Source organism: Pseudomonas sp. NPDC077451 (genome assembly GCF_044543345.1).
GTDB lineage: Bacteria > Pseudomonadota > Gammaproteobacteria > Pseudomonadales > Pseudomonadaceae > Stutzerimonas.
This window is the reverse complement of the sequence record NZ_JBITVX010000005.1, coordinates 102,543-116,456: the sequence shown is the minus strand read 5'-3', so window position 1 is coordinate 116,456 and position 13,914 is coordinate 102,543. Positions and strand designations below refer to the sequence as shown.

At 61.0% G+C, this 13,914-nt stretch carries 11 protein-coding genes; 6 read left to right on the top strand and 5 right to left on the bottom strand.

The genetic code is table 11. The features are described 5' to 3' along the window. Positions 1-33 precede the first annotated feature (33 nt). The 5 genes from ACIGHL_RS10435 to gatC all read right to left on the bottom strand — a co-directional run bounded on the left by ACIGHL_RS10435 (position 34) and on the right by gatC (position 4,887). On the bottom strand, positions 34-1,116 hold the full coding sequence (locus ACIGHL_RS10435; protein ID WP_128120062.1) for a calcium/sodium antiporter: 1,083 nt from the start codon (positions 1,114-1,116) through the stop codon (positions 34-36). A gap of 29 nt (positions 1,117-1,145) precedes the next feature. After that, positions 1,146-1,526, bottom strand: coding sequence for a septal ring lytic transglycosylase RlpA family protein (locus ACIGHL_RS10430; protein ID WP_128120061.1), 381 nt, complete (start codon positions 1,524-1,526; stop codon positions 1,146-1,148). A gap of 151 nt (positions 1,527-1,677) precedes the next feature. Continuing rightward, positions 1,678-3,123: an Asp-tRNA(Asn)/Glu-tRNA(Gln) amidotransferase subunit GatB gene (gatB, locus tag ACIGHL_RS10425; protein WP_128120060.1), complete on the bottom strand. Its 1,446-nt coding sequence runs from the start codon at positions 3,121-3,123 to the stop codon at positions 1,678-1,680. A 10-nt stretch (positions 3,124-3,133) separates the two neighbouring features. Beyond that, the gene (gatA, locus tag ACIGHL_RS10420; protein WP_128120059.1) at positions 3,134-4,585 is read right to left on the bottom strand and encodes an Asp-tRNA(Asn)/Glu-tRNA(Gln) amidotransferase subunit GatA; all 1,452 of its coding nucleotides are present in this window, start codon (positions 4,583-4,585) and stop codon (positions 3,134-3,136) included. Positions 4,586-4,599: 14 nt separating this feature from the next. Further along, complete coding sequence (gatC, locus tag ACIGHL_RS10415) at positions 4,600-4,887, bottom strand: Asp-tRNA(Asn)/Glu-tRNA(Gln) amidotransferase subunit GatC (protein ID WP_064480528.1); 288 nt, start codon at positions 4,885-4,887, stop codon at positions 4,600-4,602. A 302-nt stretch (positions 4,888-5,189) separates the two neighbouring features. Here gatC and mreB point away from each other — a divergent pair, with 302 nt between their 5' ends. From mreB to ACIGHL_RS10385, 6 genes are all read left to right on the top strand, one after another. Beyond that, positions 5,190-6,227, top strand: coding sequence for a rod shape-determining protein MreB (gene mreB, locus ACIGHL_RS10410; RefSeq protein ID WP_045424672.1), 1,038 nt, complete (start codon positions 5,190-5,192; stop codon positions 6,225-6,227). A 121-nt stretch (positions 6,228-6,348) separates the two neighbouring features. Next, positions 6,349-7,332: a rod shape-determining protein MreC gene (gene mreC / locus ACIGHL_RS10405; RefSeq protein WP_216707196.1), complete on the top strand. Its 984-nt coding sequence runs from the start codon at positions 6,349-6,351 to the stop codon at positions 7,330-7,332. Continuing rightward, positions 7,329-7,817 (top strand): rod shape-determining protein MreD, encoded by a 489-nt coding sequence (gene mreD, locus ACIGHL_RS10400; RefSeq protein WP_128120057.1) that lies wholly within the window; start codon positions 7,329-7,331, stop codon positions 7,815-7,817. Before mreC ends, mreD begins: the two co-directional genes overlap by 4 nt. Positions 7,818-7,886: 69 nt before the next feature. Next, positions 7,887-8,477, top strand: a complete 591-nt coding sequence (locus ACIGHL_RS10395) for a Maf family protein (protein ID WP_128120056.1) — start codon at positions 7,887-7,889, stop codon at positions 8,475-8,477. Between the two features lie 89 nt (positions 8,478-8,566). After that, entirely contained in the window at positions 8,567-10,024 is a 1,458-nt protein-coding gene (gene rng / locus ACIGHL_RS10390; protein WP_128120055.1) for a ribonuclease G, read from the top strand. Positions 10,025-10,073: 49 nt separating this feature from the next. Then, positions 10,074-13,874: a YhdP family protein gene (locus ACIGHL_RS10385; RefSeq protein ID WP_128120054.1), complete on the top strand. Its 3,801-nt coding sequence runs from the start codon at positions 10,074-10,076 to the stop codon at positions 13,872-13,874. The last annotated feature ends 40 nt before the right edge of the window (positions 13,875-13,914 follow it).

Below are 13,914 nucleotides of genomic sequence, written 5' to 3'. Positions count from 1 at the left end.
AAAATAAGGCTCCAGAAGGGGGAGGGATAATGCTCAGCGCTGGCGTTTCCAGGCGCGCAGGAAGATCACCAAAAGCGTGATGGCGGTCAAGGGCAATACGTACCAAGTCATTGCATGGCGCAGCAGATTGATCGCCGGTAGCCCAGTGGAAAACATGATCAGGTAGAGGGTATAGGCGACGTAATAACCAAAGAACATGGTGCCTTCCCATCGATTGATGCGGTACCCGGAAAAGAAGATCGGCAGGCAGGCTGCGAACACGGCAAGCATCACGGGCAGGTCGAACGCCAAGGCATTTGGCGAAATGGAAAGGCCTTCGGGCGAAATCGCGGCTCCGGCGCCCAGCACCAGCAACAGGTTGAAGATGCAACTGCCGACGATATTGCCCACGGCGATGTCCCGCTCACCGCGGTAGACAGCCAGCAGCGAGGTGGCGAGTTCGGGCATGGATGTTCCAACGGCGATTACGGTCAGGCCAATGACCAGCTCCGACAATCCCAGCGTCCGAGCCAGGGCCACCGCGCCCTCGATGAGCAGGTTGGAGCCCAGAATCAGCAAACCGAGGCCGAGCAGCACCAACGTCAATTGGAGAATCCATCCGAGCGGCTTGGCGCTACGGTCTGCGCCGTATTCATCGCGGAACTCATCGGACGGCAGGCGCGCTTCTCGCTTGCTTGCGACCACGAGAAAGCCCGTATAGACCAGCAGCAGCGCGAGCAGGATCAGGCCGTCTATCTGGCTGATGCGGCCATTCCACGCCAGCGCGAATGTCAGCAGACCTGCACCGATCATTACCGGTACGTCGAGGCGCACCAATTGGCGAGACACCACCAACGGCGCTATCAGGGCCGACAGGCCGAGAATGAGCAGGATGTTGGCGATATTGCTGCCGATCACATTGCCGACGGCGATATCCCCGTTGCCATTCAGCGAGGCTTGGATGCTCACCGCCGTTTCCGGTGCGCTGGTGCCGAACGCAACCACGGTCAAGCCGATGATCAGTGGCGAAACGCCGAAGCGTGCAGCCAGTTTGGAGGCGCCACGTACCAGCGCTTCAGCGCCAACAACCAGCAGCACAAGGCCGCCGATTAGGTAGGCCAGGGTTATCAAACTCATCAGTGTTCCTTTGAAGGCAATCCGGGCAATCAGTCCAGCGTTTCGATCTTCACTGGGGCGATGCCCTCGTCGAGCAGATCGATTCGATTCGCCGCTACTCGTGACAGATCTATGATTCGGCCCGGCTTGAAAGGTCCGCGGTCATTGATGCGCACGGTGACTTGCTTGCCATTTTCCAGGTTAGTGACTTGCACACGCGTGTCGAAGGGCAGCGTTTTGTGGGCGGCCACCAATTCGTTCTGGTTGAACGTTTCTCCGCTGGCCGTTTCCTTCCCTTGGAAGCTGCGGGCGTAATACGAAGCCTTGCCCTTCTGGATGACGGCGCTTTCGGTGGCGTCTGCCTCTGGCGACTCGGTGCAGCCGGCGGCAAAGGCAAGCAGGATCGGGACGGTCAGTATTCGGGTTTGCATAAGCAATCCTTCCTGAACGGATCAGGCTGCGGTTACTGGTTCGGTCATGTCAGCTTTGGATCGCCGACCTGCGCCACCGTTCACTCGACGATGAGGTTGCAGTGCCAAGGTGGGCTTCAACAAGGAACGGGCCCTGTCGGGCCCGTGTCGGTTAGCCTTCCAGTTTGCTCTTGAGCAACTGGTTGACCTGAGCGGGATTGGCCTTGCCCTTTGAGGCTTTCATGGCCTGGCCGACGAAGAAGCCGAACATCTTGCCGCGCTTGGCTTCGTCGCTGGCACGGTACTGCTCGACCTGCTCGGCGTTGGCGGCTAGCACCTCGTCCAGCATCTTTTCGATGGCACCGGAATCGGTGACCTGCTTGAGGCCTTTCTTCTCGATGATCTCGTCAGCCGAGTCTTCGCCGGCGGCCATCGCTTCGAAGACCATCTTGGCGATTTTGCCGCTGATGGTGTTGTCCTTGATGCGCAGGATCATGCCGCCCAGTTGCTCGGCCGATACCGGAGACTGCTCGATGTCCAAGCCTTCCTTGTTCAGCAGGCTGGACAGCTCGCCCATGACCCAGTTGGCTGACAGCTTGGCGTCACCACAGGTCTTCTGCACCGCTTCGAAGTAGTCGGCCATCTCGCGGCTGGCCGCCAGCACGTCGGCGTCGTAAGTGGACAGGCCGAACTCGCGCTCGAAACGCTCGCGCTTCTGCACCGGCAGTTCCGGCAGACTGGCACGCACCTCGTCGAGGAAGCTCTGCTCAATCACCACCGGCAGCAGGTCGGGGCAGGGGAAGTAGCGGTAGTCGTTGGCTTCTTCCTTGCTGCGCATGGAGCGCGTCTCGTCCTTGTTCGGGTCGTACAGGCGGGTTTCCTGGACCACCTTGCCGCCGTCTTCGATCAACTCGATCTGACGCTGCACTTCGTGGTTGATCGCCTTTTCGATGAAGCGGAAGGAGTTGACGTTCTTGATCTCGGCGCGAGTGCCGAACTCGGCTTGGCCTTTCGGGCGCACCGAAACGTTGCAGTCGCAACGCAGCGAACCTTCCGCCATGTTGCCGTCGCAGATGCCGAGGTAGCGCACCAGCGCATGGATGGCTTTGACATAGGCCACCGCTTCCTTCGCCGAGCGAATGTCCGGCTCGGAGACGATCTCGAGCAGCGGCGTGCCGGCACGGTTCAGATCGATGCCGCTCATGCCCTGGAAGTCTTCGTGCAGGCTCTTGCCGGCGTCCTCTTCCAGATGCGCGCGGGTAATGCCAATGCGGCGTGTGGTGCCTTCTTCCAGGGTGATGTCCAGATAACCCTTGCCGACGATGGGGTGGTCCATCTGGCTGGTCTGGTAGCCCTTGGGAAGGTCCGGGTAGAAGTAGTTCTTGCGCGCAAAGACGTTTTTGTCGGCGATCTCGGCGTCAATCGCCAAGCCGAACTTGCAGGCCATGCGCACCGCTTCGGCGTTGAGTACCGGCAGGGTGCCTGGCATACCCAGGTCAATCAGGCTGGCCTGGGTGTTGGGCTCGGCACCAAAGGTGGTGGCGCTACCGGAAAAGATCTTCGATTGAGTCGCGAGCTGTGCGTGGATCTCCAGCCCGATCACGGTTTCCCATTGCATGTGTTCGTCCTCAGAATCCGCTCGGTGCTTGTTTATGCCACTCGGTAGCCTGCTGGTACTGGTGAGCAACGTTGAGCAGGCGGCTTTCCTGGAAATATGGGGCCAGCAACTGCACGCCCACCGGCAGGCCGTCGATGAAGCCAGCCGGCATCGAGAGGCCCGGGATGCCCGCAAGGTTGGCCGTGATGGTGTAGATGTCTTCGAGGTAAGCCGAGACCGGGTCGTTGTTCTTCTCGCCAAGCTTCCATGCCAGATTCGGTGTGGTCGGGCCGAGGATCACATCCACCTCACCAAAGGCACTGACGAAGTCGTTCTTGATCAGGCGACGGATCTTCTGTGCCTTGAGGTAGTAGGCGTCGTAGTAGCCGGCGGACAGAGCGTAGGTGCCGACCATGATGCGTCGGCGGACTTCATCACCGAAGCCTTCGGCGCGGGAGCGCTTGTAGAGGTCGGTCAGATCCACCGGGTTCTCGCAGCGATAGCCGAAGCGCACGCCGTCGAAGCGGGACAGGTTGGAGCTGGCCTCGGCTGGCGCGATCACGTAGTAAGAAGGGATCGCGTGCTGCATGTTCGGCAAGCTGATCTCCTTCACCGTGGCACCGAGCTTCTTCAGCTCTTCGACCGCCGCCATTACCGCGTCGGCGATCTTGCTATCGAGACCATCACCGAAATACTCCTTCGGCAGGCCGACACGCAGGCCGGTCAACGGCTTGGTCAGTGCGCCGAGATAGTCGTCCAGCGGCTGGTCGACACTGGTTGAATCCTTCGGGTCGAAACCCGCCATGGCGCCGAGCATCAAAGCGCAGTCTTCAGCCGTGCGGGCAATTGGGCCGCCCTGGTCGAGGCTGGAGGCATAGGCGATCATGCCCCAGCGTGAAACACGTCCGTAGGTTGGCTTGAGGCCGGTAAGGTTGGTCAGCGCAGCCGGTTGACGAATCGAGCCGCCGGTATCGCTGCCGGTCGCCGCAGGCAACAGGCGCGCCGCGACGGCTGCAGCGGAACCACCGGACGAGCCGCCGGGTACGCGGCTCGTGTCCCAAGGGTTCTTCACGGCGCCGTAGTAGCTCGACTCGTTGGCCGAGCCCATGGCGAATTCATCCATGTTCAGCTTGCCCAGCGAGACTGCGCCAGCAGCAGCGAGGCGTTCGACGACCGTGGCGTCGTAGGGTGCTTGAAAATTGTCGAGAATCTTCGAGCCGCAGCTGGTGCGAATGCCCTGGGTGCAGAACAGATCTTTATGACCGATCGGTGCGCCAAGCAGCGCGCCGTTCTCGCCATTGGCACGGCGCGCATCGGCTGCCTTGGCCTGGTCAAGCGCCCGCTCTTCGGTCACGGTGATGAAACTGTTCAGTTGCGGATCGAGTTGCTGGATGCGTGCCAGCAGCGAACGGGTCAGCTCCTCGGCGGAGAACTGCTTGTCTGTCAGCGCGCGGGCGATCTCGGCGAGGGTCAGTTGATGCATGTCGGCGTCCTTCATTACTCGATCACCCGCGGAACCAGATACAGACCGTCTTCTACAGCCGGGGCGATGGCCTGGTAGGCGTCGCGCTGATTGGTCTCAGTGACCGCGTCGGCACGCAGACGCTGGCTGGTTTCCAGTGGGTGGGCCAGGGGCTCGATGCCCGTGGTGTCCACGGCTTGCATGCGATCGATCAAGCCGAGGATGTTGTTCAGGGTCTCGGTGGTGCGGGGCAGGTCGTCTTCATTCAGACCCAGGCGGGCCAGATGAGCGATCTTTTCCACCTCGGAGCGTTCAAGCGCCATCGGGATTCTCCAGCGGGAAGCGAGTCGGGTGCGCCTTTCGTCGGCAAAGCACGACGAGGGGCGGCGGGTTCGAGCCGCAGCAGTGGGCATTCGAGCCCGGAAAAGCCGTCAATCTTACATGCCTGGGGGGCTTCTCGGTAGCACGGCTGCGCCTTGCGGGGTTTTTCCGAGGCGTATGCATTTCGCGCAATGGCTCACGTATGGCCCGATAAGCACGGACTCTCGCCTTGCCCTAACTTCGCACCATTGTTAGAGTTTGCGGCACTTTTTTCCCCACGCGTTTGCCCCAGGGCCCTTTACCCATGTTCAAGAAACTGCGTGGCATGTTTTCCAGCGATTTGTCGATCGACCTGGGCACTGCCAATACCCTTATTTATGTGCGCGATCGCGGCATCGTCCTGAACGAGCCCTCGGTCGTTGCCATCCGTACCCATGGCAACCAGAAGAGTGTTGTCGCCGTGGGTACCGACGCCAAGCGCATGCTTGGGCGCACCCCAGGTAACATCAACGCCATTCGCCCAATGAAAGATGGCGTCATCGCTGACTTCAGCGTCTGCGAAAAGATGCTTCAGTACTTTATCAACAAGGTTCACGAAAACAGCTTCCTGCAGCCCAGCCCGCGGGTGTTGATCTGCGTGCCCTGCAAGTCCACGCAAGTTGAGCGTCGTGCGATCCGCGAGTCCGCCTTGGGCGCGGGCGCGCGTGAAGTGTTCCTGATCGAAGAACCCATGGCCGCCGCCATCGGTGCCGGCCTGCCAGTAGACGAAGCGCGCGGCTCCATGGTCGTGGATATCGGTGGTGGCACCACTGAAATCGCCCTGATTTCGCTGAATGGCGTGGTTTACGCTGAATCCGTTCGCGTCGGTGGTGACCGTTTCGACGAATCCATCGTGACCTACGTACGCCGTAACTACGGCAGCCTGATCGGCGAGTCCACTGCCGAGCGCATCAAGCAGGAAATTGGTACCGCATTTCCAAGCAGCGATATCCGTGAAGTCGACGTACGTGGCCGCAACCTGGCCGAAGGCGTACCGCGAAGCTTTACCCTCAATTCCAATGAAGTGCTCGAGGCGCTGCAAGAGTCCCTGGCCACCATCGTTCAGGCGGTCAAGAGTGCGCTGGAGCAGTCACCACCAGAGCTCGCTTCCGATATCGCCGAGCGCGGCCTGGTCCTGACGGGTGGCGGCGCCCTGCTGCGTGACCTGGACAAGCTGCTGGCGCAGGAAACCGGCTTGCCAGTCATCGTCGCTGAAGAGCCACTGACCTGCGTAGCGCGCGGCGGCGGCCGGGCACTGGAAATGATGGACCGTCACGCCATGGATTTGCTGTCCACGGAGTGAGCTAACAGGCTCTAATTACAAGCCGATGACAGGGCCTGCCCTGCTCTCGGCTTTTCGCGTTTAGTGTGAAGCCTGCAGCTGCGAGGACCCGCCCATCAAACCGCTTTTCGCCAAAGGACCCTTGCTCGGAGTGCGCTTGCTGGTGCTCTCCGTGCTCTGTGTCGTGCTGATGGTGGTGGATGCGCGTTTCGAGACGCTGAAGCCTTTGCGTAGCCAGATGGGGCTGGTGCTCACCCCCTTTTATTGGCTGGCCGATTTACCGGTTCGCACCTGGCAGCGGGCGACCGAACAGATCAGCAGCAGCACCAGCCTGGTGGCCGAAAACGAAAAATTGAAGGCCGAAGCATTGCTCATGCAGCGGCGCCTGCAAAAGCTGGCGATGCTGACGGAGCAGAACGTGCGCCTGCGCGAATTGCTCAACTCTGCCGCGCTGGTTGACGACAAGGTGATCGTCAGCGAGCTGATTGGGCTGGACCCGAATCCTTTCACCCACCGCATCCTGATTGACAAGGGGGAGCGCGACGGCGTGTTTCTCGGCCAGCCAGTGCTCGACGCCAGCGGGCTGATGGGGCAGGTCGTCGAGGTCATGCCCTACGCGGCACGCGTGCTGCTGTTGACAGACGTGACGCACAGCATTCCGGTGCAGGTCAATCGCAATGGATTGCGCGCCATTGCGGTTGGCACCGGGAGCCCGGATTATCTCGAGTTACGTCATGTCGCCGAGACGGCGGACATCAAAGAAGGCGATCTTTTGGTCAGTTCCGGTTTAGGGCAGCGCTTTCCCAGTGGCTATCCGGTTGCCCAAGTCACGGAGGTGGTTCGCGGCTCCGGTCAGCCCTTCCTGATCGTTCGCGCCATTCCAACCGCCATGCTCAATCGCAGCCGTTACCTGTTGCTGGTCTTCAGCGATGCAAGGACGCCTGAAGAGCGAGCGACTGCTGCGGCCCAGGCTCAGGAGTCCGCCGACCGCAAGGCGGAAGAAGCAACGGCTGGCGACAGTGCGGTTTCGGAGCAGCCGGCGCCCGCCGCGCCCGCTGCACCAACAGGGGCCGATACGCCATCGCCATCGCCATCACCGGCACCTGCACCGGAGGAGCGGCCATGATTAATGGTCGTTCAAACAATGGCTGGGTTATCTGGCTGTCGCTGTTGCTGGCGCTACTGCTGAGCGTGGCCCCCATGCCCCAGAGTTTCGGCTTGGCGCGTCCGCTCTGGCTCGGCATGTTCATCGCCTACTGGGCAATCGCCCTGCCGCATCGAGGAGGGATGGCAGCGGCCTTCTTCTTTGGGCTGATGCTGGATGTGTTGTCGGGCACTTTGCTTGGGCAGAACGGCTTACCACTGCTGTTGATTACCTTTCTGGTGCTGAGCCTGCAACAGCGCCTGCGTATGTTCCCGTTGCTTCAGCAAAGCCTGGTGCTGCTGGTGATTCTAGGAATCGGGCAACTGGTGCAGTTGTGGCTCAATACACTGACCGGCAACCGACCACCGACACTGTTGTTTCTGGTCCCCGTACCGGTCAGTGCACTCTTTTGGCCCTGGGTGTTTGTCGGGCTGGAATGGGCGCGGCGGCGCTTCAACGTCTATTGAACTTCCAGACGGCTTTCGATCGTTGTTCGGATGTGTGAATCTGCTGCGCTCGTCCACCAAGGAGCCGGCATGCCCATTTTGTTTCTTGCCTCCGCGTCGCCACGACGCCGTGAATTGCTGACTCAGATCGGCGTTCCATTCTCTCTTCTTTCCGTCGCTATCGACGAAACGCCCAGCGCGGCGGAAGCGCCTGACGTCTATGTCCAGCGCCTGGCGCGGGAGAAGGCCTTGGCTGGCCTGTCGCTTGTAAGCGACGACTCTGCTTGTGTGATGGGCGCAGACACGACGGTTGTGCTCGATCAGCAAATTCTGGGCAAGCCGGTCGACAAGGCGGATGCTCTGGCAATGCTGGGCGCCCTCTCTGGGCGTGAGCACGAGGTGATGACGGCCGTTGCATTGGCTAACCGGTCGGGTTGCGAGGTGCGTCTGGTTACCAGTCGGGTGCGCTTCCGACCGATCAGTGCCGACGAAGCCGAAGCCTACTGGGCCAGTGGCGAGCCTCAAGACAAGGCAGGCAGTTACGCGATTCAGGGCTGGGGTGCGGTCTTCGTAAGCGCGCTGGAAGGCAGCTATTCGGCAGTGGTTGGGCTGCCGTTGTGTGAAACGGCCCAGCTGCTCGACGCATATGGGCTCCGCTACTGGTGTAAAAGCTCGGTATAGAGCCTGGGGCTTGGCGGCTTATGCCGTTAGAATCGAGCCAACTCGTCAGCTTCGGCTGCTATACCCACCGCCATCGGCCGAGAACAATAATGAGCGAAGAAATCCTGATGAACATCACCCCCATGGAGTCGCGGGTGGCGGTGGTGGAAAACGGTGTCCTGCAGGAAGTGCACGTTGAGCGCACCCAGCGTCGGGGCATCGTCGGCAACATCTACAAAGGCAAGGTGGTGCGGGTCCTGCCCGGCATGCAGGCGGCTTTCGTCGACATCGGGCTGGAACGCGCGGCTTTCATCCATGCCTCGGAGATCTCCAGCCGTGAAGGCAATGCTGTCGAACCGATCAGCGCGTTGGTCCATGATGGGCAGGCTTTGGTCGTGCAGGTGACCAAGGACCCGATCGGCACCAAGGGCGCGCGGCTGACGACTCAGTTATCGATACCTTCGCGCTACCTCGTGTACATGCCCAAAACCAGCCATGTCGGGATTTCTCTGCGTATCGAGGATGAAGGCGAGCGCGAACGTCTCAAGCAAGTAGTGGCTGAGTGCGTTGCGGCCGAAGGGATCAAGGAAACCGGTGGCTTCATCCTGCGCACCGCAGCGGAGGGCGCCGGCAGCGATGAGATTTTGATGGACATCCGCTACCTGCGCCGCTTATGGGAGCAAATCGACGGGCAAATGAAAACGGCCGGCGCGCCCTCGATCATCTACGAGGACTTGTCTCTGGCCATGCGCACCCTGCGTGATCTGGTCAATCCGCGTATCGAGAAGATTCGCATCGACTCTCGGGAAAACTTTCAGAAAGTCAGCCAGTTCGTCGGTGAGCTGATGCCCGAGCTCGGCGAGCACCTTGAGCATTACCCCGGTGAACGGCCGATCTTCGACCTGTACAGCGTCGAGGACGAGATCCAGAAAGCGCTCGAGCGCAAGGTCATGCTCAAGTCTGGCGGTTATCTGATCATTGATCCGGCCGAAGCGATGACCACCATCGACGTCAACACAGGTGCTTTCGTCGGTCATCGCACCCTCGAAGAAACCATTTTCAAGACCAACCTCGAGTCGGCCACCGCGATTGCGCGCCAGCTGCGACTGCGCAACATCGGCGGCATCATCATCATCGATTTCATCGACATGGAAGATGAAGAACACCGGCGCCAGGTTTTGCGTACGCTGGAAAAGCAGCTTGAACGCGATCACGCCAAAACCAACATCATCGGCATCACCGAGCTGGGCCTGGTGCAGATGACCCGCAAACGCACCCGCGAAAGCCTCGAGCAGGTGTTGTGCGAGCCCTGCATGTGTTGCCAAGGGCGGGGCAAATTGAAAACTCCGGAAACCGTCTGCTACGAGATCTTCCGGGAGATCCTCCGTGAAGCACGCGCGTACCAGCCTGAAGGCTATAGGGTACTGGCGAATCAGAAGGTCATTGACCGGCTGCTGGATGAGGAGTCGGGCAACGTCGCTGATCTCGAGAGCTTCATTGGCCGCTCGATCAAATTCCAGGTGGAGACCATGTATTCCCAGGAACAGTACGACGTGGTGCTGCTCTGACTAGATGCAAGCCTGGCCGCTTGGGCCTGGGCGCGCGGAGCGTATCCGTATGAGTCGGCTCTTGGCTATCGTGCTGGCCGTTTTGCGCCGCAGCCTCTGGCTGGGTGCAATGGGCCTCATATTGCTTGCGCTCTATGTGAGCCTCGGGCGGCAGTTGGTGCCGCTAGTGGCTGAATATCGCCTCGAGGTTCAAGACAAAGCGCGCGACCTGCTCAATATGCCGGTTACGCTCGGCCAGCTGGAAGGTCGCTGGGAGGGCTTCGCTCCTCAACTGGTGGCCCATAATGTGATTCTCGGTGAGGGCGACGGGGCGGTGCGCCTGGATCGTTTCGCTCTGGTGCCTGACGTTTCGGGCAGTCTTCTGGCGCGACAGCTGAAACTGGATACCGTTGAATTGGCCGGCCTACACCTCGGTCTGGTGCAGACGGCTGAAGGTAAATGGCGTGTCGATGGCCTGCCCGAGCGGGCTGACCAACCGCCTCTGAACCTGTCGCAGCTGATCACTCGATTGCAGAGTATCGGGCATCTTCGGTTGCTGGATAGCCAGATTACCGTTGAGGCGCTCGACGAAGCGCCTCTGACGTTGACTTACGCCAATCTCGAATTGCACAGCCTGGGGCAGCGTCTAGCGCTGGATGGTCGCCTGTTGCTTCCCGATGGGCAGCCGCTGAGCCTGCATGCCGAGGCGCAGGTTCAGCCGACGGATTGGCTGGCCAGCGACGCTGAGCTGTACCTCAGCTTGCCGCAAAGTGACTGGGCGGCCTGGTTGCCTGCGAGCCTGACTGGAAGCTGGAACCTCGAGCAGCTCAAGGCGGGCGGCGAGGTGTGGCTCGACTGGCGCGAGCGCGGACTGTTTCGAGCAGTCGCTCGGCTGAATGCGCCCGCGGTGCAGTTGGGCCGGCAGGCAGGTGGTCCGTTAACGATCGAGGATCTCGTGGTAAATGCCTACATTGACCGAGCGAGCGAGGGCTACCGGCTCCAGTTCGACGGGCTGGCGTTCACCTTCGACGATGACCGTTGGCGGGATACAACGCTGGTTGTTCAGCAGAATCTTGCTGAGGAGAGCTGGCGATTGCAGGCTGATCGCATCGCTGTCGCGCCGGTGGCAAAACTGGTTGAGGCGATACTGCCACTGCCTGAGTTGGCCAGCGAATATCTGCGAGGTCTTGCTCCCAGCGGAACGCTGCGCAATCTGCAAGTCGATTATCGGCCCGCGGCGACCAGTGACGAGCGCCTGGCCTTCACTGCCAACCTCGATGCAATCAGTATCGCTGCTCATCAGTGGGTGCCGGCTGTGCGCAACGTCAGCGGCGAGGTGCGGGGCAATCTGGGCGGGGGCGAGCTGCGCTTCGATAATCGGGATTTCGCGCTGCATCTGGCCAAACTGTTTCCGCGCCCTTGGGATTATCAACGTGCCCGTGGACGCCTCCGTTGGACCCTTGACGATCAGGCGTTCACCCTCGCCGCGCCCTACCTGCAGGTGGAAGGCGAAGAGGGCCATATTGCTGGCGATTTCCTCATCCGTCTGATGCGCGATCCGGCTGCTGAGGACTATATGGACTTGCGTGTTGGCCTATCAGATGGAGACGCGCGCTACACCGAGAAGTATCTGCCGACACGCTCGTCAGCGCTGAGCCCGGCATTGACCGAGTGGCTGAACACCGCGATTCGCGGCGGCACGGTCGAGCAGGGCTATTTTCAGTATCAGGGTTCGCTGAACAAGGACGCTGCGGTTACCGCGCGCAGCCTGAGCCTGTACTTCAAGGTGAAAGATGCCGAGTTAGCGTTCCAGCCGGGCTGGCCGGTGTTGCGTGAAGGTCGCGCAGAGGTACTCATCGAGAACAGCGGAGTACGCGTGCGCCTCGCCGATGCACGGATGCTCGACAGCCGTGTGCACGACGCGACGGCTGAGATCCTTCGCAACCACGATGCCCAGGCGCCAATGCTGAAAATCAACGGGCAGGTCGACGGCTATGTTCGGGATGCATTGACCCTGATGCAGGTGGCGCCAATCGGCACGAATACATTATTTGCCGGTTGGCACGGCGATGGGCCGTTGAGCGGCAGGCTCAGGCTGGGCATTCCTCTAGCCAAAGGCGGGCAGCCTCAGGTCGATGCCGAGTTTTCGACGGCTGATGCCTCTCTATACATCGCACAGGCGGATCTGCAAATCGGGGCGCTGGACGGTGCCTTTCGCTACGACAGCGAACGTGGCTTCAGTGCAAAGGCTTTTCAGGGTCGCGCGCTGGGCAGTGCGATCAAGGGGCGGGCATTTGCGTCCGGCGAACCGGGCAGACCATCCACGCGGATCGAAGCGACCGGGACGGTCGGCGTGCCTCCACTTCTGGCCTGGCGCAACATTGAACAACCCTTGCCTGCCTCAGGGACGCTGCCCCTGCGGCTGAGCCTTTTTCTGAGTAGTACGGACAACCATCTGCAGGTGGACTCCTCTCTGTTGGGCACCACGTTGGCGCTTCCTGCGCCGTTCGGCAAAACGGCCGGGGAGCGGCGCGACACGACGTTACGTATGACTTTCGGTGGTGAGCGGCAGCGCTATACGCTCCGATATGACGCGCTGGCAGCACTGACCTTCGTCGCGCCGAACAATGACTGGCGCGAGGGCGGCGGTGAGTTGGTGCTCGGTGGCGCTGCGGCGAACCTGCGCACCGATGAGGGCTTCTATGTGCGCGGCAGCGTGCCGCGCTTCGATTTGAGCGAGTGGCAGACCTTGCTGGATCAATATGGCGGAGCGGCAACGGCTCCAGGCGGTTCGATGTTACGGCGCGCTCAACTCGAAATCGGTGTCTTTTCTGGACTTGGCACAGAGGTCGAAAATCTTCGCGTCGACCTGCAGCGCCGGCGAGCAGGCTGGCGGCTTGGCTTGCAGAGCGACACGGTGGCGGGGACCGTTCGCTTGCCAGATGCCGAGGGCGAGCCGATCGCGGTTGACCTGTCGCGCTTGCGCTTTCCGGGCGCCGAACCAAAGGACGCTGAGGCGCCGTTTCAGGATCCCCTGGCTGGCGTCGATCCGAAGGCTCTGCCTGCGGTTGATATTGCCGTAGCCGAACTGCTGCGGGGCGATGAGCTGCTGGGGGCGGGCGCATTGAAGATGCGACCCAGCGCAGAGGGGGTCACATTTCTTGACCTCAACCTGAATCTCAAGGGGCTGAAGATCGGCGGTACTGGCGGATGGAACGGTTCGCGGACCTGGTACAAAGGTCGGTTGGAGGGTGGGGATCTTGCCGATGTTCTGCTGGCCTGGGGCTTCGCACCCTCGACCACCAGCGAGGATTTCCGGCTGGACGTGGATGGCGGCTGGTCGGGCTCACCGGCGGTCTTCGCGCTAAATCGGTTCTCCGGCCGGCTCGACGCTCGGTTACGCAAGGGCCAGCTCCGTGAGGTAGACGGCGGCGCGCAGGCGCTACGGGTATTTGGCTTGCTGAATTTCGATTCGATTGGGCGGCGGCTGCGGCTGGATTTTTCGGACCTGTTCAGCAAGGGCCTGAGCTACGACCGAATCAAGGCCGAGTTGCGTGCGACGAACGGCGTCTACGTGACGACCGAGCCGCTGACAGTCGCAGGGCCCTCCAGCAACCTCGAGCTGGATGGCCGCCTGGATCTGGTCGAGGATCGCATCGACGCCAAGCTGTTGGTGACGCTCCCAGTGAGCAACAACTTACCGTTGGCCGCGCTGATTGTCGGCGCACCGGCCATCGGTGGCGCCCTGTTCGTCGTCGATAAATTGTTGGGCGACAAGGTCGCACGCTTTGCGACTGTTCAATACAGCGTCGAGGGGCCTTGGCAGGCACCGAAAATCAGTTTCGATAAGCCCTTCGAAAAGCCCAACTGATCCGCGTTCCGACAGATGGAAGCGTGCTGCAGAGAGAGTC

Excerpts from the sequence above, each read along its gene's own strand:
- ACIGHL_RS10435 (WP_128120062.1), bottom strand. The coding sequence starts at position 1,116 with ATGAGTTTGATAACCCTGGCCTACCTAATCGGCGGCCTTGTGCTGCTG.
- ACIGHL_RS10430 (WP_128120061.1), bottom strand. The coding sequence starts at position 1,526 with ATGCAAACCCGAATACTGACCGTCCCGATCCTGCTTGCCTTTGCCGCC.
- gatB (WP_128120060.1), bottom strand. The coding sequence starts at position 3,123 with ATGCAATGGGAAACCGTGATCGGGCTGGAGATCCACGCACAGCTCGCG.
- gatA (WP_128120059.1), bottom strand. The coding sequence starts at position 4,585 with ATGCATCAACTGACCCTCGCCGAGATCGCCCGCGCGCTGACAGACAAG.
- gatC (WP_064480528.1), bottom strand. The coding sequence starts at position 4,887 with ATGGCGCTTGAACGCTCCGAGGTGGAAAAGATCGCTCATCTGGCCCGC.
- mreB (WP_045424672.1), top strand. The coding sequence starts at position 5,190 with ATGTTCAAGAAACTGCGTGGCATGTTTTCCAGCGATTTGTCGATCGAC.
- mreD (WP_128120057.1), top strand. The coding sequence starts at position 7,329 with ATGATTAATGGTCGTTCAAACAATGGCTGGGTTATCTGGCTGTCGCTG.
- ACIGHL_RS10395 (WP_128120056.1), top strand. The coding sequence starts at position 7,887 with ATGCCCATTTTGTTTCTTGCCTCCGCGTCGCCACGACGCCGTGAATTG.
- rng (WP_128120055.1), top strand. The coding sequence starts at position 8,567 with ATGAGCGAAGAAATCCTGATGAACATCACCCCCATGGAGTCGCGGGTG.
- ACIGHL_RS10385 (WP_128120054.1), top strand. The coding sequence starts at position 10,074 with ATGAGTCGGCTCTTGGCTATCGTGCTGGCCGTTTTGCGCCGCAGCCTC.